Origin of the sequence: Silvimonas soli, from assembly GCF_030035605.1 — a bacterium.
Lineage (GTDB): Bacteria > Pseudomonadota > Gammaproteobacteria > Burkholderiales > Chitinibacteraceae > Silvimonas > Silvimonas soli.
In genome coordinates this window covers 226,058-246,449 of the sequence record NZ_CP106736.1, presented here as the reverse complement: position 1 = coordinate 246,449, position 20,392 = coordinate 226,058, and the positions used below count along the sequence as shown (strand labels likewise).

The following is a 20,392-nucleotide window of genomic DNA, read 5'->3' as shown; positions in this document are numbered from 1 at the left end:
GATCCGGTCATTCAAGCGCGAAGGTAGCAGGCAATGAAAATCATGAAGTCGGCAATGGGTGGACGGGCACTAGCATTGGCCGGTCTGTTAACAGGCATGTTGCTAAGCGGCGCGGCAACTGCGGCGGTGGAAGGGACTGCGTATGCCATTGATGGCACTTGCGAAGGTTTCCCGCGCCTGCCGCTGAAAACCGCTCCCGGTTTCTGCGTTGGCCTGGCTGCCACTGGCATGCCGATGCCGCGTGGCGTGTTGCCAATGGCCGATGGTTCGGTGCTCATCACCGATATGGGCGGCTGGGGTGCTGGTAAAGGCCAGTTGTTCCGCTTGGTACGCAAGCAGGGCGGTTTTGACCGGATCACACTACTGAGCGGCTTGAATCGCCCGCATGGCTTGCAACTGGGGCCGGATGGTCAGGTTTACCTTGGTGAAGACAACCGGATCAGTCGTTTTAATCCCGCCGACGCCAACCCCAAGCTGACCACGGTGCTGGATAACTTGCCCGGCGATGGCCGTCATCCGATCAAGACCTTCGTGTTTGCCAAAGATGGTTCGTTGTTTGTGAACTTCGGTTCGGCCACCGATAACTGCGAAGGCCAGATTGACGCCAGCAAGCCGGTATTGCAGTCGTGCAAGGATATGGAAACCCCGAATCCCCGTGCCTCCATCTGGCATTACACGCAGAAAGACGGCCAATGGCAGGGCGAGTTGTATGCACGCGGGCTGCGCAATTCCATGGCGCTGGCAATCAACCCGGATACCGGTGCGTTGTGGCAGGCCGAAAACAGCCGCGATTACATCAATCGCAAAATTCCGGGCATGACCAACGATGAAAACCTGCCGCACGAAGAGCTGAATCTGATCCAGCAGGGCGGCCATTATGGCTGGCCGTATTGCTACGATAACAATGTCGCCGCCCCGGAATTCGCCAAAGCCGACTGCAGCAAGCTCAGCAAACCCGTGCGATTGATTCCCGGGCATGCTGCGCCGCTAGGCATGGCCTTTTACGATGCACCGGGCGCATTGGCCACGTGGCGTGGCAGTTTGATCATGGGCTGGCATGGCTACCGCAATAACGGGCACCGGCTAGTGGCTTATCGCTTTGGCAAAGACGGCATGCCGCAAGGCGACTATCAGGAATTGATTTCTGATTGGGCTGACACGCCGGGTAAACACCCAATGGGCGCGCCAACCGATATCAAAGTTGATCGGGAAGGGACGATCTGGATCACCGAAGATCGCAACGGCACACTGCTGGTGCTGGCCCCGATCAAGATGCATTGAGTTGCCGACTGGTGGATTGTCGCTTTGCTCCGAATCCACCCTACGACGTGCATCAAGCAGGGTGGATTCGCCTTGGCAATCCACCAGGCAACTCAAGCGTTACGAATCACCTGCACCATGGCGTTCAGCCCGCTGGCGCGAGAACTGGAAAGAAACCGCTGCAAACCCAGTTCCTGCAACAGCGCGCCGAAATCCTGGTTGGCAATTTCTTCTCTGCTCAAGCCCTGATACGCCGCCCAAACCAGCGCCAGTAACCCTTTCACGATGCGTGAATCGCTATCTGCCCACATCTGTAAACGGCCTTCGTGCCAGCGCGTGAGTAGCCACACGTGCGCTTCACAACCACTAACACGGTTTTCATCAACTTTTAATTCGGTGGGCATGGCTGGTTGCTCGCGGGCCAGTTGCACCAACAGCCGGTTTTTGTTTTCCCAGCCTTGGGCCGCTTGCAGGCGTTCGGTTAGCGCGGAAAGCGCGAGCGCGGCGGGGAGTTCAGGCCAGTCGCTCATGCCAGCAACTCCAGTGTTTCGTTCAGTGTGCTCAGTAACAAATCAATCTGGGCGGCGGTGTTGTAAGCCGCAATCGATATCCGCAAGGTGCCGTTGTTCAAGCCCAGTGACTGCATCAACGGCCCCGCGCAATGATTGCCCACGCGCACGGCGATATCGCGTTCATCCAGAAACTGCGCCACGTCATACGGATGCGCGTGGCTGAACACTAGCGAGGCAATTGGGCCTTTGCCTGTTGGTGTGCCAAGTATCCGCACTCCATTGATTTGATCGATTCCGGCTGCCAGTTGCCGATAAAGCGCCGATTCATGCACGGCAATAGCTGGGCGATCCTGGCCCCTTAGCCAGTCCAGCGCGGCGGCCAGCGCGATGGTCTGGGCGAAGGCGGGCGTACCGGCCTCAAAGCGGCGTGGTGCGGGCGCAAAGGTGGTGCCCGCAAACGACACCCGTTCGATCATCTCGCCACCGCCTTGCCATGGTGGCATCTGCTCCAGAATATCTGCGCGCGCCCACAACACACCAATGCCGGTCGGGCCAAAGACCTTGTGGCCCGAGAACACATAGAAGTCCGCGCCGAGCGCCTGGACGTCAATCTCTTGGTGAGCGATGGCTTGCGCGCCATCTACCAGTACACTCGCGCCCACAGCGTGGGCGGCGGGGATGATCTGCGCCAGCGGCGGGCAAACGCCCAGCGCGTTGGACATCTGGCTAATACCCACCAACCGCGTACGTGGTGACAGCAGCGCCTGATACGCCGCCATATCAATCTGGCCATCGTCCAGCAACGGAATTGCCCGGATCACCGCACCGGCGGTTTGTGCGATCAACTGCCACGGCACGATATTGGCGTGATGCTCCAGCGTGGACAGCAATATCTCGTCGCCAGGCTTGAGGGTGCTGCCGCCCCAGCTATACGCCACCAGGTTGATCGCCTCGGTCGCGCCCCGCGTGAACACGATCTCGCCTGCGCTGGCCGCGTTGATAAACCGAGCCACGGTGATGCGCGCCGCCTCATAGGCCTCAGTCGCGGCATGACCCAGCCGATGCCCGCCGCGATGCACATTGGCGTTCATTGTTTCGTAGAAACGGCGCTCGGCATCCAGCATGGCCAGCGGCTTTTGCGTGGTCGCGGCGTTATCCAGATAAACCAGTTCAGGATTGGCCTGCAGCAGGGGAAACTGCGCGCGCAGCGAATCGAGTGGAGATGTGGTCATGGGCTATGACAAAGGAAAGAGAAGCATCAAGGCCGCATTGTATAATGCGGCGATGACATACAAACAACCGATCTCCGTTCTCGTGGTCATCCACACGCCGGACCTCAAGGTGCTGCTGCTGGAGCGCAAGGATTTCGCCAATGCCTGGCAATCCGTTACCGGCAGCCGCGAAGCCGACGAAGCCTTGCCAGTCACCGCGCAGCGCGAAGTGATGGAAGAAACGGGCCTGGATACCGCCCGCTACGGTTTGAGTGACTGGCACTTCAGTACCGAATACGAAATCTACGAAGTGTGGCGCCATCGTTATGCGCCCGGCGTTACCGTCAACACCGAGCACGTGTTCAGTCTGCAAGTGCCGCATGAACTCGATGTCACGCTGGCTCCCGATGAACACACCCGCTATCAGTGGGTGGATTGGCAGCAAGCAGCGGAACTGGTGTTTTCTCCATCTAACGCGGAGGCGATCCGGACGTTGGCACACCGAACTGCTGCGTAGCCGGTACAAGTTCTCTCGCACGTATTTGAAACGTTATTTCCAGAAATGAGTCGTAGACTTACGCTACAACTATGAGTGGCGCCTGAGAGCGGCGGAGTGCGCTGGCCAACAAATCGATGATGTTTGAGCCAGATTTAGTGTATTTCACGGTGGTTTCAAGGCAATAAATAATGACGATAACTCATTGATTTTATGGAAAGACGCATCAAGGTTGCCTCATACAATATCCACAAAGGCCTTTCGCCGCTGAACCGGCGGCTGGTGGTGCATGACGTGCGTCAGGCGCTCAAAACGCTGGAACCGGATCTGGTTTTTCTGCAAGAAGTGCAGGGCGCCCACAGCACGCGGGCGCAGCGCTTTACCTATTGGCCAGCCACGCCGCAGCACGAATACCTGGCCGGTGATGAACTGGCATCCGCCTACGGCCGCAATGCCATTCACCGGCTGGGGCACCACGGCAATGCACTGTTGTCGCGCTTTCCGATCATGCGCTGGGGTAATCACGACATTACCCTCAATCGTTTTGAACAACGCGGCCTGTTGCATTGCGTGCTGGATATTCCAGGCTGGAACATCCCTTTGCACGCGTTCTGCGTGCATTTGAATCTGCTGGCGCGGGACCGGCGCAAGCAATTGACGTCCATGGTCGAGCAGATCCAGCGTGAAGTCCCCAAAAACGCGCCATTGGTAATCGCGGGCGATTTCAATGACTGGCGCCGCGAGGCCACGCGCTTTCTGGGCAATGAACTGCATGTCATCGAAGCCTTCGAAACCTTGCATGGTTCTCCGGCGCGCAGCTTTCCGGTACGCATGCCGGTGCTCTCGCTTGATCGCGTATATGTGCGCGGGTTTGGTATTGAAGTGGCAGATGTCCTGGGCGGGCGCCCCTGGTCCAACATGTCTGACCACGCGCCGCTCTATACCGTGTTGCGGCGGGGTTAGGCATGAACGGCTACCTGACTGGTAACCGGATCAAGCTTCTCAAAAATGGCGCTGATTACTTTCCGGAATTGATTGAGGCGATCTCTTGGGCTGAGCGCGAGATTTTTCTCGAAAGCTATTTGTTTGAGCTCGATATCGTCGGCATTGCAGTTTGCGAAGCATTAATGCTGGCGGCGCACCGCGGGGTCGAAGTCAAAATGCTGCTGGATGGCTTTGGCGCGCGCCGGTTTCCGGATGACTGGAAACTCAAACTGGCCGACGCTGGCGTGCAATTGCTGTTCTTTCGGCCCGAAGTCAAAGCGCTGTCGCTGAATCGCCAGCGTTTGCGCCGCATGCATCGGAAACTGGCCGTGATCGATGGCATGGTGGCCTTTGCCGGTGGTATCAATATCCTTTCTGATTTTACCGGCCAGCCCGGCCCGGAACCGCGTTACGACTACATGGTAGAAGTGCGCGGGCCGCTGCTGGCGGTCATGCACGAGGCCGCCGATCGCATGTGGCGGCAGACGGCGTGGGTGCAAGTGCAACCAGAGTGGGCCAAACCCAGCCGCGTCAAGTTGCCGGTGGAAGGCGCGGGCGGCGCTTTGGCGCGTTTTGATATCCGCGATAACTTGCGCAATCGCCACGGAATCGAACACGAATATCTCAGCGCAATTGATGAAGCCAAAGACGAAATCATCATTGCCAGCGCGTATTTTTTACCCGGCTATCGCTTTCGTCATGCCCTGATCAACGCAGCTGCGCGTGGCGTGAAAGTGGTGCTATTGCTGCAAGGCAAGCTGGATCATGCCTTGCTGCAATACGCCAGCCGCGCGTTCTACCGGCTGTTTCTTGACGCGGGCATCGAAATCTACGAGTACACCAGCGGTTTCATGCATGCCAAAGTGGCAGTAATCGACCGTCATTGGGCCACGGTGGGCTCATCCAATATTGATCCATTCAGCCTGTTGCTCGCACGTGAAGGCAACGTCTTTGTGCGGGATGACGAATTTGCCCGCGCTTTGGGTGACGATATCCACGTGATGATTTCAGCCGCGGCGTTACCAGTCGATTTAAAAGACTGGCGCAAAGCACCGTGGTACCAGCGGCTCCTGCCGTGGGTCAGTCATGGCGTGGTGCGGGTATTGATGGCCGTTTCGGGTTATGGCGGGGAGCGCTATCTGAAATAGGTGCCAATGGGGTTCGCACTGGCACCGGCGGCGATTTATTCCGGCTTGTCTGCCTCTGGCGTAGCTTGGGCGGGTGGCGTAACCCGCTCAAATTCTACGGCGGCTCGTAATACGCCGCGCAGCATATCCACTTCTTCCTGATCCAGCTGCGCCCGTTGCACAATCCGGCGCACGCGTGGCATCAGACGTTTGGGCGTTTTGGTGCGCAAAAAGCCGATGGTGATCAGCGTTTCTTCCAGGTGTTTGTAGAACAGTTCCATGTAGTCGTGGCTGGGTAGCTGGCGCTTTTCCGCCAGGTGGCTCACGTCATCCAGGATAGCGGCACGCAATTCATAGCACAGCACCTGCACGGCCTGAGCCAGGTTCAGACTGGAATAATCCGGATTGGTGGGGATCGTGACCAGCCGGTTACACAAGCGCACCTCATCAATGGTCATGCCATTGGTTTCGTTGCCAAACACCAGTGCGATGGTGCCGCCGCCGATGGCTTCGGTGACCAGTTCCGGTACCAACTGGCGCGGAGTATGCAGCGGTTGTACCAGCTCGCGGCGGCGCGCGGTCATGGCCACTTGCAGGGTGGTGCCAGCCAGCGCTTCTTCCAGGCTATTCACAACAATGGCGCGATCCAGCAAGTCATCCGCGCTACTGGCCAGCGAGCGGGCAACATCGGACGGAAACTCTTTTGGGTTCACCAGATACAAATGCTGCAATCCCATGGTTTTCATGGCGCGGGCGGCGGATCCAATGTTGCCAGGATGCGAGGTATGAGACAAAACCACACGAAATTGTGCGAGCGCGGTGTTGGCGGCAAGGCCGGCGGCGGGGAGGTCGTTGGATGGGGTCATTCGGGCTTTATAAAATGCTTTTTACAGGGCTTGTGACAAAAGGGCCGGAAATTCAGTACAATAGCGGCTATATTTATTTTCGATCTTTACAAGCTGACCGGGAAACGCGCAAGGCGTCCCCAACTTGGTTAGTGACAATTCGCATCGTCATGCATGGGCTACGTGCCACACCTCGCGCTTTTGGCGTTGAGGCGCAATTTGCGTTTCCTGTCAGCTTGTTCAATTCATGTCAGGGGTAAGTTCATGCATCCGATGCTCAATACGGCCGTTCGTGCCGCCCGCCGTGCCGCTTCCGTTATCCAGCGCGCTTCAAACAATCTCGATCTGATCACGCCAGAGAAAAAAGGTCACAACGACTTTGTGTCGGAAGTAGATCGTGCGGCCGAAAAAGCCATCATCGACACCATCCTGGAAGCCTACCCCAAGCACGCTATTCTAGCAGAGGAGTCGGGCCAGTCCGGTGATTCCGAATTCGAATGGATTATCGACCCGCTTGATGGCACCACCAACTTCCTGCACGGCTTTCCGCAATACGCGGTTTCCATCGCCCTGGCGCACAAAGGCGTGGTCACCCAGGCCGTGGTGTATGACCCCAATCGCAACGACATGTTTACCGCTACCCGTGGCGTAGGCGCGTTCCGTAACGACCGCCGTATCCGCGTTTCCAAGGTGCGTGAATTGTCTGATGCGCTGGTCGGCACCGGCTTTCCGTACACCGATTTCAAGCACCTGGATGCCTACCTGAGCATCTTCCGTGAAATGGCCCAAAAAGCCGCTGGCGTACGCCGTCCAGGCGCAGCCGCGCTGGATCTGGCCTACGTAGCTTGCGGCCAGTTTGACGGCTTCTTTGAGTTTGGCCTGAAAACGGTCGATATCGCCGCTGGCTCGCTGCTGGTGCAAGAAGCCGGTGGTCTGATTACCGACTTGAACGGTGAAGAAAACTACCTGCAAAGCGGCGATGTGCTGTGCGGCACACCCCGCGTATTCGGCCAGATGCTGCAACTGATCAAGTCGCACATCAAATAAGCCACGCAGTTATTTCATAAAGACGATGACCGTGGCCGCGCCCACGTTATCTGCAGCGAAGGCGGCATTTGAGGCCGCCTATCGCGCCACCCGTTACGTCGTCCCGGTCCTCGGGCTGACGTTGCGGGCGGATCAAAGCCATTCCGATCTAGATATAGTTTTAAACCAGCATGCCGTCAGCAGCTGGATGTTTATCTCCGCCTGTAATCCGTGGTCTGCCGCCGCATTGTGTCACTACGAAAATCTGGCACTACACCAAAATCTGCTGGATGCCATCCGCGCTGCCGGGCTCACGCTGTTTGAGGGTGCAGGCGAGGCTGATGATGGCCAATGGCAGGCTGAACCGTCCGCGCTGGTGCTGGGTGTGGACGAGGTCATTGCGCGAGCTTGGGGTGAGCGCTTCGCACAGAACGCCGTATTGTTCGGTCGGACAGACGAGAAGGCGCAATTGCTCTGGTGCCTGCCGGACGTTACCGCATAAGTTGGCTGCCTCGCATAGCGTATTTTCCGCACAAAACCGCAAATAACAGAATAAATTTGCAAAACCACATGCCGGGTTTTACTATTGCCTACATGTTTACCGAAGAACGTCATCAACGCATTCTCGATTGGCTCGCCGAAGCAGGGCGCGCCACTGTGGCCGATCTTGCGCTGCGCCTGCAGGTTTCCGACGACACCATTCGGCGCGATTTGCGCACGCTGGATGAGCAAGGTTATCTGCAAAAAACCCATGGCGGCGCTGTGTCCCTTGATGTGCCGCGCATGGCCCGCACGCAGCGCGCAGATGTGCTGCCCCAGATCAAAACGCAATTGGCGCAAGCCGCCGTCGCCCATATCTTGCCGCATCAAACTCTGCTGCTGGACGCCGGTCAGAGCGTATTGGCGGTGGCGCAGGCGTTGCCGGATATGCCACTTACCGTGATCACCCACGCGCTGGACGTGGCCGTGGTCTTGGGCGATAAAACCAATATCCGCTTGATTCTGGCGGGTGGTGTCTGGGATGCACGGCAGCGATTGTTTAGTGGCAGCGACACGCTACAACAGATTGCCGGGTATCGCGCCGACTGGGCGATTATGGGGGCTTGTGCCGTGCATGAACGCCTTGGTGTTACAGCGAGCGAAGCCGACGATGCCGCTGTGAAACGTGCCATGCTCAGTGGTAGCGCCAACGCGCTGTTGGTGGCAGATCACAGCAAGATCAATCGCAATGAGCCATTTTTCGTGGCCGATATTGCAAATTTCAAGCATTGGTTCACCGATCGCAATCCGGCCTGGCAAACTCAGCCCGCTGGCTTGCAGCTGCTGGTGCCGTCTCACACTCAGGAGAAAACCGCATGAATCGACTTAATGTCGCACTGATCGGCTATGGCTATGCCGGTAAAACTTTCCATGCTCCATTGATCGTCAGCATTCCTGGCTTGCGCCTGGCAACGGTGGTGTCCAGTGATGCTGCCAAGGTTCATGCGGACTGGCCGGAGACTCAAGTCGTTGCCGATGCCGCACAAGTGTTGGCGGACCCGGCAATTGATCTGGTGGTGATCGCCGCGCCCAATGACAAACATTATTCGCTGGCTAGCTCCGCGCTCGCGGCAGGCAAGCACGTGGTGGTCGACAAGCCATTTACTACCACTCTGGCTGAAGCGAATGCGTTGATCGCCCAAGCCGCAGCGGCGGGCAAAGTGCTGTCGGTATTTCATAATCGGCGCTGGGATGCCGACTTCCTCACGGTAAAACGCCTGCTGGCCAATGATGACTTGGGGCGCGTGGTGCACTTCGAATCGCACTTCGACCGCTTTCGCCCGGTGGTGCGTCAACGCTGGCGCGAATCCGCCGGTTTGGGTAACGGTCTGTGGTACGACTTGGGGCCGCACCTGGTTGATCAGGCATTGCAACTGTTTGGCGTGCCCGATGCGGTCTATGGTGATCTGGCGTGCCTGCGTGATGAGGCAGTGGCAACAGATTACTTTCACGTGATCCTGCGCTACGAAGGCTTGCGCGTGATACTGCATGGCAGCTGCCTGGTATCCGGCGGCCCGCGCTATGTAATGCACGGCACCAAAAGCAGCTTTATCAAGCAAGGGCTGGATACCCAGGAATCCCAACTAAAAGCGGGCGGGCAGCCGGGTGATGCACAGTGGGGCGTGGATACTCTGGATGGTTTGCGCATTGTCAGTGTGAATGACATCGAAGAAACTCACCCGGTACCGACGGCAATCGGCGATTATCGTCATTACTACGCGGGTATTCATGCCGCCATCGCTGAGGGTAAGCCCAACCCGGTGCCCGCGACAGAAGCCGCACAAGTCATGGCCATCATTGAACTGGTGCAGGTCTGTGCCAGCACGCAACGCGAAATGCCGTTTTCGGCTTAAGGGGAAGTGAATGCCCGATTTTGAACGCGATCTGGCGCAGATCGCCAAGCAGGAAGCCGCGCTGCAATTTACGGCGTTTGACGCCCACACCGCGTGGGAGTTGGGGTCGAAATTGCGCCAGGTAGCGGTAGAGCGCAAAGCGCCGGTGACAATTGAAATCACCATGAATGGCCAGCGTTTGTTCTATTCGTCCTTACCCGGCACCACGCCGGTCAATGATGATTGGGTTCGGCGCAAGCGTAATGTGGTCGAGCTTTATCACCGCAGTACCTACGGTGTGGGTCAGGGCAATCGCCAGCAGGGTATTACGCTAACCGAGAAAATCGGCGTGCCGCTGATTGATTACGCCACCAACGGCGGTGCCTTTCCGCTACTGGTGCGTGGGGCTGGATGTGTTGGCAGCGTCATCGTGTCTGGCTTGGCACAGCGTGAGGACCACAATCTGGTGGTGGAAGTACTGGCGGATTATCTTGGGGTGTCGCTGACGGAAATTGCGCTGGATTGAAGGGGTGAGGCGTCGCTTGCTCTGATCCTGTCGGGTGGATTTGGCGCATGGCGACAATCCACCTTAGCCCTTCGTGTCATACAGATGCGGTTGGTGGATTGCTACGCGAATCCACCCTACGAATCACGCCGGCATCGCCAATGCCTGCCGGGCGGACGCTTCATCCGTCACCAGCCCCGACAACCACTGCCCACGCAAGGCGGCATTGAGCGCTGCGTATTTGCTTTCACCGCCAGCAAAAGCAATCACCGGGCGATCTGCGGATGTGGGTAGTTGCAAGCTGGTGACGCGGTCCGTAATGGCCGATGAAACAGGGCGGCCGTTGTGATCCACCGCGTGGCCAATAATTTCGCCAGCTGCACCGTCGGTGACTAGTTGTGAAATTTCCTCCGCAGACAAAAAGCCATCTTCTTCCAGCGGGCAGCCCGGCCCGACTGAACCAATCCCGATAAAAGTGACATCGGCGTGGGCTGATAACTCGCTCACCACGCGATATACGCGATGGCTGCACCACTGGCGGCAGTCTTCTGCGCTGTCGGCAATCAACGGCGCGGGCAACATGAAATATTTGCTGCGGGTTTTCTCGGCTGTGCGTAACGCCACGTCATAACGGTTGGATGCGCCATCAGTCGCAATTGCGCCCACCATCGACACAATCCGGTGCTGCGGGCGGTCTATATCCGTCAGCTCATCAATCACCGCCTTGAGCGTCCGGCCCGATCCCAGATTCACTACGATTGGCGTTTCTGACTGCAAAAACTGCGTCATCACTTCGGCGCCAGCCACGGCCAGCATGCGCCGTAAACCTTCCGAGTCCCGATCCGTCGCCGGAACGACCCGGCACAAGCTCAAGCCAAAACGCGCTTTCATGGCCTCGGCCAGTGCCAGGCAATCGGTAATGCCGTGTTCGATGCGTACATGCACCAGACCTTGTTCCACCGCATACGCCACCAGCCGCTGTGCCATCTGTCGGGAAATCCCCAAGTGGTCGGCGATCTCGTTTTGCGTGTTGTTGGCCACGTAATACATCCACGCTGCCCGTGCGGCTTGATCCAGTTTTTCTTGCTGTCTTGACATCGCCTTTCCTCGAAATGCCCGGCCCGCTTTGGTTTGCGGTGGTTTTTGCTGTGCCGATTGTAACTGCAAGCGCTGAGATTGGGGTGGGGTGTGGCGGCGTCTTGGGGCTGGCGCCAATTGGGTGCATTTTAGTTGCATTTGCTCTAATTGTGGGCAAATGCTTGACATGGATTAAGTCCTGTCTGATTATTTGCTCGCGTAGTGATTAATTGCTCACTACGCGATGGCGATAAACGGTTCTGCCAAATAGCCAGTGGGCGCCATCGGTAGTACCAGGTTGCTAGCAAAATCAGCAAAAAATGCCGATTTTGCAGTGATCTGCAGGCTTAAAGAGGGAAGTGATTTTCTGCATGCCAGAAATCAAGCGATGTGCCTGTGTTTGATTGCGCCAACGGCGATACGGCCCGCGCAAATACCAAAGTCGAAAAGCGGTAAAGCTAAAAGCAGGAGAGCAGGTGTGGCGCACCAGAGCGGGGCGTGGTGATGCGGGTTCGCATTGCCAGTGTCGTCAGCAGCCAGCCGCTCAACGTTAAAACGTTTGGAGAGACAAGCATGAAACGCAATACCCTGATTTGCGCCCTGAGCGCCGCCACCTTTGCTGCCGCTGGCTTGGCTAGCGCCGCAACGGTGACGATTGCCACCATCAACAACCCTGACATGATCGAACTGCAAAAGCTCTCGAAGCAGTTTGAAGCCGCCAATCCGGACATCCAGCTCAAGTGGGTCACGCTGGAAGAAAACGTGCTGCGCCAGCGGGTTACCACCGATATTGCCACCGGTAGTGGCCAGTTTGATCTGATGACCATCGGCGCATATGAAACACCAATCTGGGCCAAGAAAAACTGGTTGTCCCCACTAAATCTGCCCGCAAGCTATGACGTAAATGACGTCATCAAACCGGTGCGCGATGGTCTTTCGCTCAACGGCAAGCTCTACGCCGTGCCGTTCTATGCCGAAAGTTCAATGACCTACTATCGCAAAGACTTGTTCGATGCCAAGGGTCTGAAAATGCCGGATCAACCCACCTGGACGGATATTAGCGGGTTTGCCGAAAAACTGACCGATAAAGCCAATGGCATGTATGGCATCTGCTTGCGTGGCCAGGCGGGTTGGGGCGAGAACATGGCGCTGGTCGGCACCATGGTGAATACCTTTGGTGGCCGCTGGTTTGATGAGAAGTGGAACCCGACTATTGATACGCCGCAGTGGAAAAAAGCCGTGACCACTTACGTGGATATCCTGAACAAATACGGCCCTCCGGGTGCCAGTGCCAACGGTTTCAATGAAAACCTGGTGCTGTTTGGTAGCGGCAAGTGTGCCATGTGGATTGACGCTACTGTAGCTGCTGGCATGTTGTACAACGGCAAAGAATCCAAAGTGTCTGACAAAGTTGCCTTCGCTCAGGCGCCAATTGGCACTTCACCGAAAGGCAATCACTGGCAGTGGATGTGGTCGCTGGCTATCCCGAAATCTTCCAGGAACCAGGATGCCGCCCAGAAATTTGCTGCCTGGGCGACCAGCAAGGAATACATCCAGCTCGTAGCGAAAGACCTGGGTTGGGCTTCGGTGCCGTCCGGTACGCGTGAATCCACTTACGCCTCGGCGGATTACCAAAAAGCTGCGCCATTTGCCGGGTTTGTTCTGAACGCCATCAAGACCGCCAACCCGACCGATGCCACGGTGCAGAAAGTGCCTTATATCGGGGTGCAGTTCGCCACCATTCCTGAGTTCCAGTCGATCGGTACGGTAGTGGGGCAGCAGGTTGCAGGCGCGCTAACCGGCAAGAGCACAGTGGACGCTGCACTCAAGGCAGCGCAAGCGTCGACTGAGCGGGCCATGCGTCAGGCGGGTTATCTGAAGTAAGCATCCCGTTCCTGGTTGGGGTGGATTGGGGATGCATGGAATGCATGCCTGATTCACCCCGGACGGACCTGCCTGATTTGAGCCTCAAAAGGTATTCCCATGACTCAACATGTCCTCAACGCGTTACCGGTGGATGCGCCGACCAAAGCCGCGCCGCTGCCACGCCGCCGCGCTAGCAACCCGCTGGCCAAGTTGCTGCTGACACCTTCGGTCGCCATCCTGTTTTTGTGGATGATCGTGCCGCTGGCCATGACGCTATATTTCTCGGTCATTCGTTACAACCTGTTAAGCCCGGACCAAACCGGCTTTGTCGGGCTGGATAACTACAAATATCTGCTGCAAGACCCCACGTTCTGGCCCTCGATAGGCCGCACCTTGCTGCTGATTGGCAGCGTATTGGGTATCTCCGTAGTCGGCGGCACGCTGGTGGCGGTGCTGTTTGACCAACCTTTTTTTGGCCGCGGTATTGCTCGACTCCTCGTTATCGCGCCTTTTTTTGTGATGCCCACGGTCAGCGCGCTGATCTGGAAGAACATGATCCTGCACCCGGTTTATGGCCTGTGGGCCTGGGTGTTCCGCCATCTGGGTCTGCAGCCGATCGACTGGCTGGCCGATTACCCGATGTGGTCGGTGATTGTGATGGTGGCGTGGCAATGGTTGCCGTTTGCCTTTTTGATTTTGCTCACGTCGTTGCAATCGCTCGACACAGAGCAACGTGAAGCCGCGCAACTGGATGGTGCCGGGCCGATTCGCATCTTCGTTTACATCACCCTGCCGCACCTGTCGCGCGCCATTGCCGTGGTGATCATGATCGAGACCATCTTCTTGCTGTCGATCTTTGCCGAAATCTTTACCTCCACCGCCGGTGGGCCGGGCACGGAAACCACCACGCTAACCTGGCTGATTTACTCGATTGGTTTGCAGCAATTTGATATCGGCATTGCCTCGGCAGGCGGGGTGATCGCGGTGGTGCTGGCCAATATCGTGTCGTTCTTCCTGGTGCGCATGCTCGCCAAAAATCTTAAAGGGGAGTACGCAAAATGAATGACTCCAAATCCCCGATCTGGGTGGGCGTGTTGGGCTGGGCTGTGGCGTTCGTGATCTTTCTGCCGATTCTGATCATCGCCGTCACCGCCTTTAAAACCGAACAAGATGCCTACACGCTGTCTTTGATCTTCACGCCAACGTTGTCGAGCTTTCACGAAGTGTTTGAGCGCAGCCACTATCTGAGCTTTGTCAGCAACTCGGTGATCGTCTCGTTTGGCTCCACCATTTTGTCGCTGATCATCGCCGTGCCCGCCGCGTATTCGCTGGCTTTCTTCCCCAGTGTGCGGGCACAAAAAACGCTGCTGTGGATGCTCTCCACCAAAATGATGCCCGCCGTGGGCGTGTTGATTCCGATCTATCTGCTGGCCAAATCTGCGGGCTTGCTCGATAGCGTGACTGGCCTGCTGATCATTTACACCCTGATCAATCTGCCGATTGCAGTGTGGATGGCATTTACCTACTTCAACGAAGTGCCCAAAGAAATCCTCGAAGCGGCGCGCATTGACGGCGCCAATGCCTGGCAGGAAATGCTGCATTTACTGCTGCCTACATCATTGCCTGGCTTGGCTTCGACGGCGCTACTTCTGGTGATCCTGTCATGGAATGAAGCGTTCTGGAGTCTGAACCTCTCCAGCTCCAGCGCCGCACCGCTCACCGTGTTCATTGCCTCGTATTCCAATCCGGAAGGGCTGTTCTGGGCCAAGTTGTCCGCAGCGTCTTTGCTGGCGGTGATGCCGATTCTCTGCCTGGGTTGGGTGGCGCAAAAACAACTGGTGCGCGGCATGACTTTCGGGGCCGTGAAATGACCCTGAAACACCTGATTTGCGATTGCGATGGCGTGCTGCTGGATAGTGAAAGCGTAGCACTGGCGGCGATTCTGGATGGTTTGTCTGACCGCGCCGACCGCGCCCAGCTGGATGCTTTTTTGCGACCACGCCTGGGCATGACCTTGAGCCATATCGCTGACGATCTCGCCCTGGAAATGGGGTTGGTGCTCAGTCGTGCCGAAACACTGCATCTGGAATCGGTGGTGGAGGCACGCTGCATTGCTGAAGCCCAGTCGATTCGGGGTGTACGCGATGCACTGGTTGCGGTGGGTTTGCCGTTGGCGGTGGCCAGCAACAGCAGCCAGTCTCGCGTCGAAGCGGGCCTGAAAAACGCCGGATTGTGGTCACTGTTTGCGGATCAGGTCTACACCCCAGGTCGCGGTTTGCGACCCAAGCCGGCGCCGGATTTATATCGTGCTGCTTGCGCTGGATTGGGGGCCGATCCGGCCAGCAGTCTGGTTCTGGAAGACAGTGTGGCTGGTGTAACTGCCGCCCGCGCTGCTGGCTTGGTGGTACTTGGCTTTGTCGGTGCCCGGCACGGCGAACCCGCCGCCGCCCAGCGCTTGCGCGATGCCGGAGCCAGCGATGTTTTTGATGACATGACCACATTGCCCGCTCGATTGGCGGCGTGGGGTAAATGAACAGCCTCGTAGCCCGGATGAAGCGCTAGCGAGAATCCGGGATGCCACATCGGAAAATTTCAATACAGGTGCGTATGGACACATTGCAACCCCGGATTCCCGCTCACGTTTATGCCGTGAAACGGCCTTCATCCGGACTACGAACTACTAATTTGGCATTTCTGGCAGAGGGCGGGTGTAACCCGCCGCTAGGTCAGTTTGATGTGAGTGATTGATTGGTCTGGCCCAGCCAGACCCCAGCCTGATTCAACAAGGAGCCCGATATGGCCAGCATGACCTTGCGAGACGTAAAAAAAAGTTATGACACCACCGAAGTGCTGCGCGACATCAATCTGGATATCGCCGATGGCGAATTTGTGGTGTTTGTTGGCCCGTCCGGCTGTGGTAAATCCACGCTATTGCGCATGATTGCCGGGCTGGAAGAAATCACCGGTGGTGAGTTGCGCATTGCCGATCAGCGCATGAACGAAGTCCCCGCCAGCAAACGCGGCATCGCAATGGTGTTTCAGAGCTATGCGTTGTATCCGCACATGACGTTGTACAACAACATGGCGTTCGGGCTGAAGATTGCCGGTAAATCCAAGGCTGAGATCGATGTCGCCGTGCAGCGCGCTGCCAAAATCCTGCACATTGATCATCTGCTGGATCGCAAGCCCAAGGCGTTGTCGGGCGGCCAGCGTCAGCGCGTGGCCATTGGCCGCGCCATTACGCGTGAGCCCTCGGTATTTCTGTTCGATGAGCCGCTATCCAATCTGGATGCGGCCTTGCGGGTGAAGATGCGGCTGGAGTTCGCCAAGCTGCATGACGATCTCAAAACCACCATGATCTACGTGACCCACGATCAAGTCGAAGCCATGACACTAGCCGACAAAATTGTGGTGCTGTCGGCTGGGCATATCGAACAAGTTGGTTCGCCGCACACGCTGTATCACCATCCCGCAAACAAGTTTGTCGCTGGGTTCATTGGCTCGCCCAAGATGAATTTCCTGGAAGGCGAGGTGGCCGCGCTGGAACACGATCTGGTTACGGTGAAGCTCAACGCCGGTGGCAGCCAGGTGACGGCCATTGATGGCAGCACGCTCAAAGTGGGCGACAAAGTCACGCTGGGTGTGCGACCGGAACATCTGCAGGTTGATCCATCCGGCCAGATTCTGGCCGCTGTGACCGCGCAGGAATTCCTTGGCGATCACGCTTTTGTGTACGCCACCAATCCTTCCGCGCCCGAAGGGCTGGTGCTGCGGGTGCCTGATGAAGACCGGTTTGACACCGGCAGCAGCATCAAGCTGAGCGCCGACCCGCAGCGCTGCCACCTGTTTAACGCCGAAGGGGCTGCCTTGCCCCGCGTACGCCTGCTGGCCGCCGCATGACCGAATAATCGACTAACGCGTTAACGCCTTCCCGGTTTGTTATCTATCCCCATCCAGCCAGCGTATTGCAGCGCCCGGCAAGGACCGGCTCGGCCGCAAGAATCATACAAAGGAGTTTCATCATGACGGCAAATACCAATCAGGCCGGGCGTTCCACCTGGCTACATATCGGTGCCGGATCGTTTCACCGTGCGCATCAGGCGTGGTATCTGCATCGCTTGCTGGAAAGTGGCGACCATAGCTGGACGCTGGCGCTTTCCAATATCCGGGAAGACATGTCGCCATTACTCCAGGCATTGGAGCGGCAAAAGGGCGAGTACGTGCTGGAAACCGTCGACCCGGCAGGCAAGCGAGAATACGAAACCGTGCGCTCCATCGGCCAGATTGTGCCGTGGGATGCGCAACTGGCCGCGCTAGTGGCAGTGGGCGCCGCAGCTGATACGCGGGTGATCTCGTTTACGGTGACTGAGGCCGGGTATTACCTGGATCATCATTTCAAACTGGACGTGGCCAATACGGATCTGGCGGCCGATCTGGCAGGTGAGAAGCGCACCATTTATGGTGCCATCCACGCCATTCTCAGCGCCCGGCGCAAGGCTAATCACGGCCCGGTCACGCTGCTCAACTGCGATAACCTGCGCCACAACGGCGAGCGCTTTCGTGATGGCTTGTTGCAGTTTCTGGCGCTGCGCGAAGAGGCTGATCTGGCCGCTTGGGTCACCATCAATACTGTGAGCCCGAATTGCATGGTGGATCGCATTACCCCGCGCCCGGTGCCCGCTGTGCGTGAGCGCGTGCTGGCCGCAACCGGTATCAATGACGAAGTGCCGGTGATGGGCGAGAGCTTTATCCAGTGGGTGGTGGAAGACCACTTTATTGCCGGACGGCCTGCACTGGAAAACGTCGGCGTGGAGATGGTTGGATCTGTCTTGCCGTATGAAGAAGCCAAAATCCGTATTCTGAACGCCACGCATAGTTGCATTGCGTGGGCCGGAACATTGATCGGACTGAAGTACATTCATGAAGGCACGACGGTGCCGTCGATCCGCCAGATGGCATATGCCTACGTGACTGAGGACGTGATTCCGTGCCTCTCGCCCAGCCCGCTTGATCTGGGCAAATACCGCGATGTGGTGCTGGACCGCTTTAGCAATCCGCATATTCAGGACAGCAACCAGCGCGTGGCGGCGGATGGTTTCTCCAAGATTCCTGGTTTCATCGCACCCACGCTCAACGAATGCTTTAAACGTGGTGTGACGCCGCAAGCTACCGCGATGCTGCCCGCCTTGTTCTTTGTGTTTCTGCAGCGTTGGGGCCAAGGGCAATTGCCATATGAATACCAGGACGGCATTCTGGATGAAGCCGCCACCCGGGCCATGCTTGCGGCGGCTGATCCGCTGGCCACTTTTTGCGCCGACCCGATGCTGTGGGGCGCCATTGCGGGCAAGCCGGAATTTGTGGCGCTGATGCGCGAATCGGTGCAACGGGTACAAGCCTGGCAAGTCAGCGTGCTGGCTTAGCGCGGTTGTCGGGCAGCTAATCCCGACTTGAACACATAAGGAAAAGCCATGTATCTGGGCATTGATCTGGGCACGTCGGAAGTCAAAGTGGTGTTGCTGGATAACCGCAACAACATGATTGCGACGTCTGGCGCGGCGTTGACGGTGAGCCGTCCGCATCCACGCTGGTCTGAACAAGACCCGGCGGCCTGGTGGACTGCCACGGTCGATGCCATCGATAACTTGCGTGCGGCCCATCCCAACCAGTTTGCCGAGATTCGCGCCATTGGCTTGTCGGGCCAGATGCATGGTGCAGTGGTGCTGGATGCGCAAGACAAAGTCATGCGCCCGGCCATTTTGTGGAATGACATGCGCAGCGCCGATGAATGCCGCGAACTGACCGAGCGCGCGCCCAATCTGCACGCGATTGCCGGGAATCTGGCCATGCCGGGTTTCACCGCTCCAAAACTATTATGGCTACGCAAGCACGAGCCTGACATCTACGCGCGCATCCGCACGGTGTTGCTACCCAAAGACTGGCTGCGCCTGCAACTGACCGGCGAAAAAGCCAGTGACCCGTCTGACGCCGCCGGTACGCTGTGGCTGGACGTCGCCAAACGGGATTGGTCCGACGAACTGCTCGCTGCCACCGGATTAAGCCGCGAACACATGCCCAAGCTGGTGGAAGGTGATGCGGTATCTGGCCATCTGCGCCCGGAACTGGCTCAACGCTGGGGCCTGCCCGCAGGCGTGATGGTGGCTGGTGGCGGTGGTGACAATGCGGCCAGCGCCGTGGGCATTGGTGCCACCGCGCCGGGTGATGGCTTTATCTCACTGGGCACCTCAGGCGTAATGTTTGTAGTGAACGACCGCTTTCGGCCCAATCCGGCGTCGGCAGTCCATGCGTTTTGCCACGCGCTACCCAATCGCTGGCATCAGATGAGTGTGGTGCTGTCTGCCGCCAGTTGTTTGCGCTGGTTGTGCAAGCTGACGGGCACCGATGAGGCCACGCTGCTGCCCGAGGTGGCCGCGCTGTCTGCCAGCATGCTCGACCAATCCCCCGTGTTCTTGCCATACCTGTCTGGGGAGCGCACACCGCACAACGATCCGTTCGCCCAAGGTGTATTTCACGGCATGACCCACGCCACAGATCGCGCGATGCTGGGATATTCGGTGCTGGAAGGCGTGACGTTTGCGCTCAAGGACGGGCTGGACGCGCTCAGTGCGGCAGGCACCAGCGTTGATATGCTGTCGCTCATGGGCGGCGGTGCGCGTAGCCCGTATTGGGCGCAATTGATTGCCGATGTGCTGGACATCCGCATCATTACTCACCACGGCGGCGAGGCGGGCGGGGCATTGGGTGCTGCTCGGCTGGGCTGGTTGTGCGCAGGTGGCAACGAGGCAGATATTTGCCAGAAACCACCAGTACGGGCGGAGTATTTGCCGCAAAGCCAACGGGCGGACGCTTTCGCCCACCGGCTGGAATTTTTCCGTGCGGTTTACCGGCAGCGACCGCTGCAGCAGTTAGTGCAGGGTTGATCTGCATCGGGTTGAAGAATTGTGGAATCGTTTGGTGTAGCGCAGTGTCGGGCGGGCGTCGCCCTTTTGTTGCATGAATCCCTCTCATATAAGCGCAGAAACGGGTTGAGTGCTGCCATTGCGGTCTGGTCTAATTGCTAGTTGATGCTACTTGACGTCAATCACGGCACCGC

General features: G+C 57.7%; 20 protein-coding genes. 16 read left to right on the top strand and 4 right to left on the bottom strand.

The window, feature by feature from the left end; genetic code table 11:
• Positions 1 to 33: 33 nt before the first annotated feature.
• The gene (locus N7220_RS01060; protein WP_283149622.1) at positions 34 to 1,281 is read left to right on the top strand and encodes a PQQ-dependent sugar dehydrogenase; all 1,248 of its coding nucleotides are present in this window, start codon (positions 34 to 36) and stop codon (positions 1,279 to 1,281) included.
• Between the two features lie 92 nt (positions 1,282 to 1,373).
• On the opposite strand, the gene N7220_RS01055 is transcribed toward N7220_RS01060, so the two are convergent.
• A complete protein-coding gene (locus N7220_RS01055) occupies positions 1,374 to 1,790 on the bottom strand; it encodes a SufE family protein (RefSeq protein WP_283149621.1) in 417 nt (138 codons plus the stop codon).
• Positions 1,787 to 3,004, bottom strand: a complete 1,218-nt coding sequence (locus tag N7220_RS01050) for an aminotransferase class V-fold PLP-dependent enzyme (RefSeq protein WP_283149620.1) — start codon at positions 3,002 to 3,004, stop codon at positions 1,787 to 1,789. Before N7220_RS01050 ends, N7220_RS01055 begins: the two co-directional genes overlap by 4 nt.
• Positions 3,005 to 3,056: 52 nt before the next feature.
• Between N7220_RS01050 and nudB the strand changes: the two genes are divergently transcribed.
• The 3 genes from nudB (at position 3,057) to clsB (ending at position 5,611) form a co-directional block, all read left to right on the top strand.
• The gene (gene nudB, locus N7220_RS01045; protein ID WP_283149619.1) at positions 3,057 to 3,500 is read left to right on the top strand and encodes a dihydroneopterin triphosphate diphosphatase; all 444 of its coding nucleotides are present in this window, start codon (positions 3,057 to 3,059) and stop codon (positions 3,498 to 3,500) included.
• 192 nt (positions 3,501 to 3,692) lie between these two features.
• Complete coding sequence (locus N7220_RS01040; RefSeq protein WP_283149618.1) at positions 3,693 to 4,442, top strand: endonuclease/exonuclease/phosphatase family protein; 750 nt, start codon at positions 3,693 to 3,695, stop codon at positions 4,440 to 4,442.
• A 2-nt stretch (positions 4,443 to 4,444) separates the two neighbouring features.
• Entirely contained in the window at positions 4,445 to 5,611 is a 1,167-nt protein-coding gene (gene clsB / locus N7220_RS01035; RefSeq protein ID WP_283149617.1) for a cardiolipin synthase ClsB, read from the top strand.
• 35 nt (positions 5,612 to 5,646) lie between these two features.
• Here clsB and N7220_RS01030 read toward each other — a convergent pair whose 3' ends face one another.
• The gene (locus N7220_RS01030) at positions 5,647 to 6,456 is read right to left on the bottom strand and encodes an RNA methyltransferase (protein WP_283149616.1); all 810 of its coding nucleotides are present in this window, start codon (positions 6,454 to 6,456) and stop codon (positions 5,647 to 5,649) included.
• Between the two features lie 243 nt (positions 6,457 to 6,699).
• Here N7220_RS01030 and N7220_RS01025 point away from each other — a divergent pair, with 243 nt between their 5' ends.
• From N7220_RS01025 to N7220_RS01005, 5 genes are all read left to right on the top strand, one after another.
• Positions 6,700 to 7,482 (top strand): inositol monophosphatase family protein, encoded by a 783-nt coding sequence (locus tag N7220_RS01025; RefSeq protein WP_283149615.1) that lies wholly within the window; start codon positions 6,700 to 6,702, stop codon positions 7,480 to 7,482.
• Positions 7,483 to 7,513: 31 nt separating this feature from the next.
• Positions 7,514 to 7,963 carry a DUF3293 domain-containing protein gene (locus N7220_RS01020; protein WP_283149614.1) on the top strand — a complete coding sequence of 150 codons (450 nt, stop codon included), beginning with the start codon at positions 7,514 to 7,516 and terminating at the stop codon, positions 7,961 to 7,963.
• A 68-nt stretch (positions 7,964 to 8,031) separates the two neighbouring features.
• On the top strand, positions 8,032 to 8,820 hold the full coding sequence (locus N7220_RS01015) for a DeoR/GlpR family DNA-binding transcription regulator (protein ID WP_283149613.1): 789 nt from the start codon (positions 8,032 to 8,034) through the stop codon (positions 8,818 to 8,820).
• The gene (locus N7220_RS01010; protein WP_283149612.1) at positions 8,817 to 9,854 is read left to right on the top strand and encodes an oxidoreductase; all 1,038 of its coding nucleotides are present in this window, start codon (positions 8,817 to 8,819) and stop codon (positions 9,852 to 9,854) included. Before N7220_RS01015 ends, N7220_RS01010 begins: the two co-directional genes overlap by 4 nt.
• Positions 9,855 to 9,864: 10 nt before the next feature.
• Complete coding sequence (locus N7220_RS01005) at positions 9,865 to 10,359, top strand: heme-degrading domain-containing protein (protein ID WP_283149611.1); 495 nt, start codon at positions 9,865 to 9,867, stop codon at positions 10,357 to 10,359.
• 123 nt (positions 10,360 to 10,482) lie between these two features.
• On the opposite strand, the gene N7220_RS01000 is transcribed toward N7220_RS01005, so the two are convergent.
• The gene (locus N7220_RS01000) at positions 10,483 to 11,436 is read right to left on the bottom strand and encodes a sugar-binding transcriptional regulator (protein WP_283149610.1); all 954 of its coding nucleotides are present in this window, start codon (positions 11,434 to 11,436) and stop codon (positions 10,483 to 10,485) included.
• A gap of 552 nt (positions 11,437 to 11,988) precedes the next feature.
• Here N7220_RS01000 and N7220_RS00995 point away from each other — a divergent pair.
• The 7 genes from N7220_RS00995 (at position 11,989) to xylB (ending at position 20,219) form a co-directional block, all read left to right on the top strand.
• Positions 11,989 to 13,299: an ABC transporter substrate-binding protein gene (locus N7220_RS00995; protein WP_283149609.1), complete on the top strand. Its 1,311-nt coding sequence runs from the start codon at positions 11,989 to 11,991 to the stop codon at positions 13,297 to 13,299.
• Between the two features lie 99 nt (positions 13,300 to 13,398).
• Positions 13,399 to 14,343, top strand: a complete 945-nt coding sequence (locus tag N7220_RS00990; RefSeq protein WP_283149608.1) for a carbohydrate ABC transporter permease — start codon at positions 13,399 to 13,401, stop codon at positions 14,341 to 14,343.
• Positions 14,340 to 15,152 (top strand): carbohydrate ABC transporter permease, encoded by an 813-nt coding sequence (locus tag N7220_RS00985; RefSeq protein WP_283149607.1) that lies wholly within the window; start codon positions 14,340 to 14,342, stop codon positions 15,150 to 15,152. The genes N7220_RS00990 and N7220_RS00985 overlap by 4 nt, the downstream gene beginning before the upstream one ends.
• The gene (locus N7220_RS00980; protein WP_283149606.1) at positions 15,149 to 15,814 is read left to right on the top strand and encodes an HAD family hydrolase; all 666 of its coding nucleotides are present in this window, start codon (positions 15,149 to 15,151) and stop codon (positions 15,812 to 15,814) included. Before N7220_RS00985 ends, N7220_RS00980 begins: the two co-directional genes overlap by 4 nt.
• A 263-nt stretch (positions 15,815 to 16,077) precedes the next feature.
• Complete coding sequence (locus N7220_RS00975) at positions 16,078 to 17,181, top strand: ABC transporter ATP-binding protein (RefSeq protein WP_283149605.1); 1,104 nt, start codon at positions 16,078 to 16,080, stop codon at positions 17,179 to 17,181.
• A 122-nt stretch (positions 17,182 to 17,303) separates the two neighbouring features.
• Positions 17,304 to 18,701 carry a D-arabinitol 4-dehydrogenase gene (gene dalD / locus N7220_RS00970; RefSeq protein WP_283149604.1) on the top strand — a complete coding sequence of 466 codons (1,398 nt, stop codon included), beginning with the start codon at positions 17,304 to 17,306 and terminating at the stop codon, positions 18,699 to 18,701.
• Positions 18,702 to 18,749: 48 nt separating this feature from the next.
• Entirely contained in the window at positions 18,750 to 20,219 is a 1,470-nt protein-coding gene (gene xylB, locus N7220_RS00965; protein ID WP_283149603.1) for a xylulokinase, read from the top strand.
• Positions 20,220 to 20,392: the final 173 nt, after the last annotated feature.

Coding starts and splice junctions, on each gene's coding strand:
- N7220_RS00990 (WP_283149608.1), top strand. CDS start 13,399: ATGACTCAACATGTCCTCAACGCGTTACCGGTGGATGCGCCGACCAAA.
- xylB (WP_283149603.1), top strand. CDS start 18,750: ATGTATCTGGGCATTGATCTGGGCACGTCGGAAGTCAAAGTGGTGTTG.
- clsB (WP_283149617.1), top strand. CDS start 4,445: ATGAACGGCTACCTGACTGGTAACCGGATCAAGCTTCTCAAAAATGGC.
- nudB (WP_283149619.1), top strand. CDS start 3,057: ATGACATACAAACAACCGATCTCCGTTCTCGTGGTCATCCACACGCCG.
- N7220_RS01000 (WP_283149610.1), bottom strand. CDS start 11,436: ATGTCAAGACAGCAAGAAAAACTGGATCAAGCCGCACGGGCAGCGTGG.
- N7220_RS00995 (WP_283149609.1), top strand. CDS start 11,989: ATGAAACGCAATACCCTGATTTGCGCCCTGAGCGCCGCCACCTTTGCT.
- N7220_RS01055 (WP_283149621.1), bottom strand. CDS start 1,790: ATGAGCGACTGGCCTGAACTCCCCGCCGCGCTCGCGCTTTCCGCGCTA.
- dalD (WP_283149604.1), top strand. CDS start 17,304: ATGACGGCAAATACCAATCAGGCCGGGCGTTCCACCTGGCTACATATC.
- N7220_RS00980 (WP_283149606.1), top strand. CDS start 15,149: ATGACCCTGAAACACCTGATTTGCGATTGCGATGGCGTGCTGCTGGAT.
- N7220_RS00975 (WP_283149605.1), top strand. CDS start 16,078: ATGGCCAGCATGACCTTGCGAGACGTAAAAAAAAGTTATGACACCACC.
- N7220_RS01030 (WP_283149616.1), bottom strand. CDS start 6,456: ATGACCCCATCCAACGACCTCCCCGCCGCCGGCCTTGCCGCCAACACC.
- N7220_RS01025 (WP_283149615.1), top strand. CDS start 6,700: ATGCATCCGATGCTCAATACGGCCGTTCGTGCCGCCCGCCGTGCCGCT.
- N7220_RS01005 (WP_283149611.1), top strand. CDS start 9,865: ATGCCCGATTTTGAACGCGATCTGGCGCAGATCGCCAAGCAGGAAGCC.
- N7220_RS01040 (WP_283149618.1), top strand. CDS start 3,693: ATGGAAAGACGCATCAAGGTTGCCTCATACAATATCCACAAAGGCCTT.
- N7220_RS01050 (WP_283149620.1), bottom strand. CDS start 3,004: ATGACCACATCTCCACTCGATTCGCTGCGCGCGCAGTTTCCCCTGCTG.
- N7220_RS01015 (WP_283149613.1), top strand. CDS start 8,032: ATGCCGGGTTTTACTATTGCCTACATGTTTACCGAAGAACGTCATCAA.
- N7220_RS00985 (WP_283149607.1), top strand. CDS start 14,340: ATGAATGACTCCAAATCCCCGATCTGGGTGGGCGTGTTGGGCTGGGCT.
- N7220_RS01060 (WP_283149622.1), top strand. CDS start 34: ATGAAAATCATGAAGTCGGCAATGGGTGGACGGGCACTAGCATTGGCC.
- N7220_RS01010 (WP_283149612.1), top strand. CDS start 8,817: ATGAATCGACTTAATGTCGCACTGATCGGCTATGGCTATGCCGGTAAA.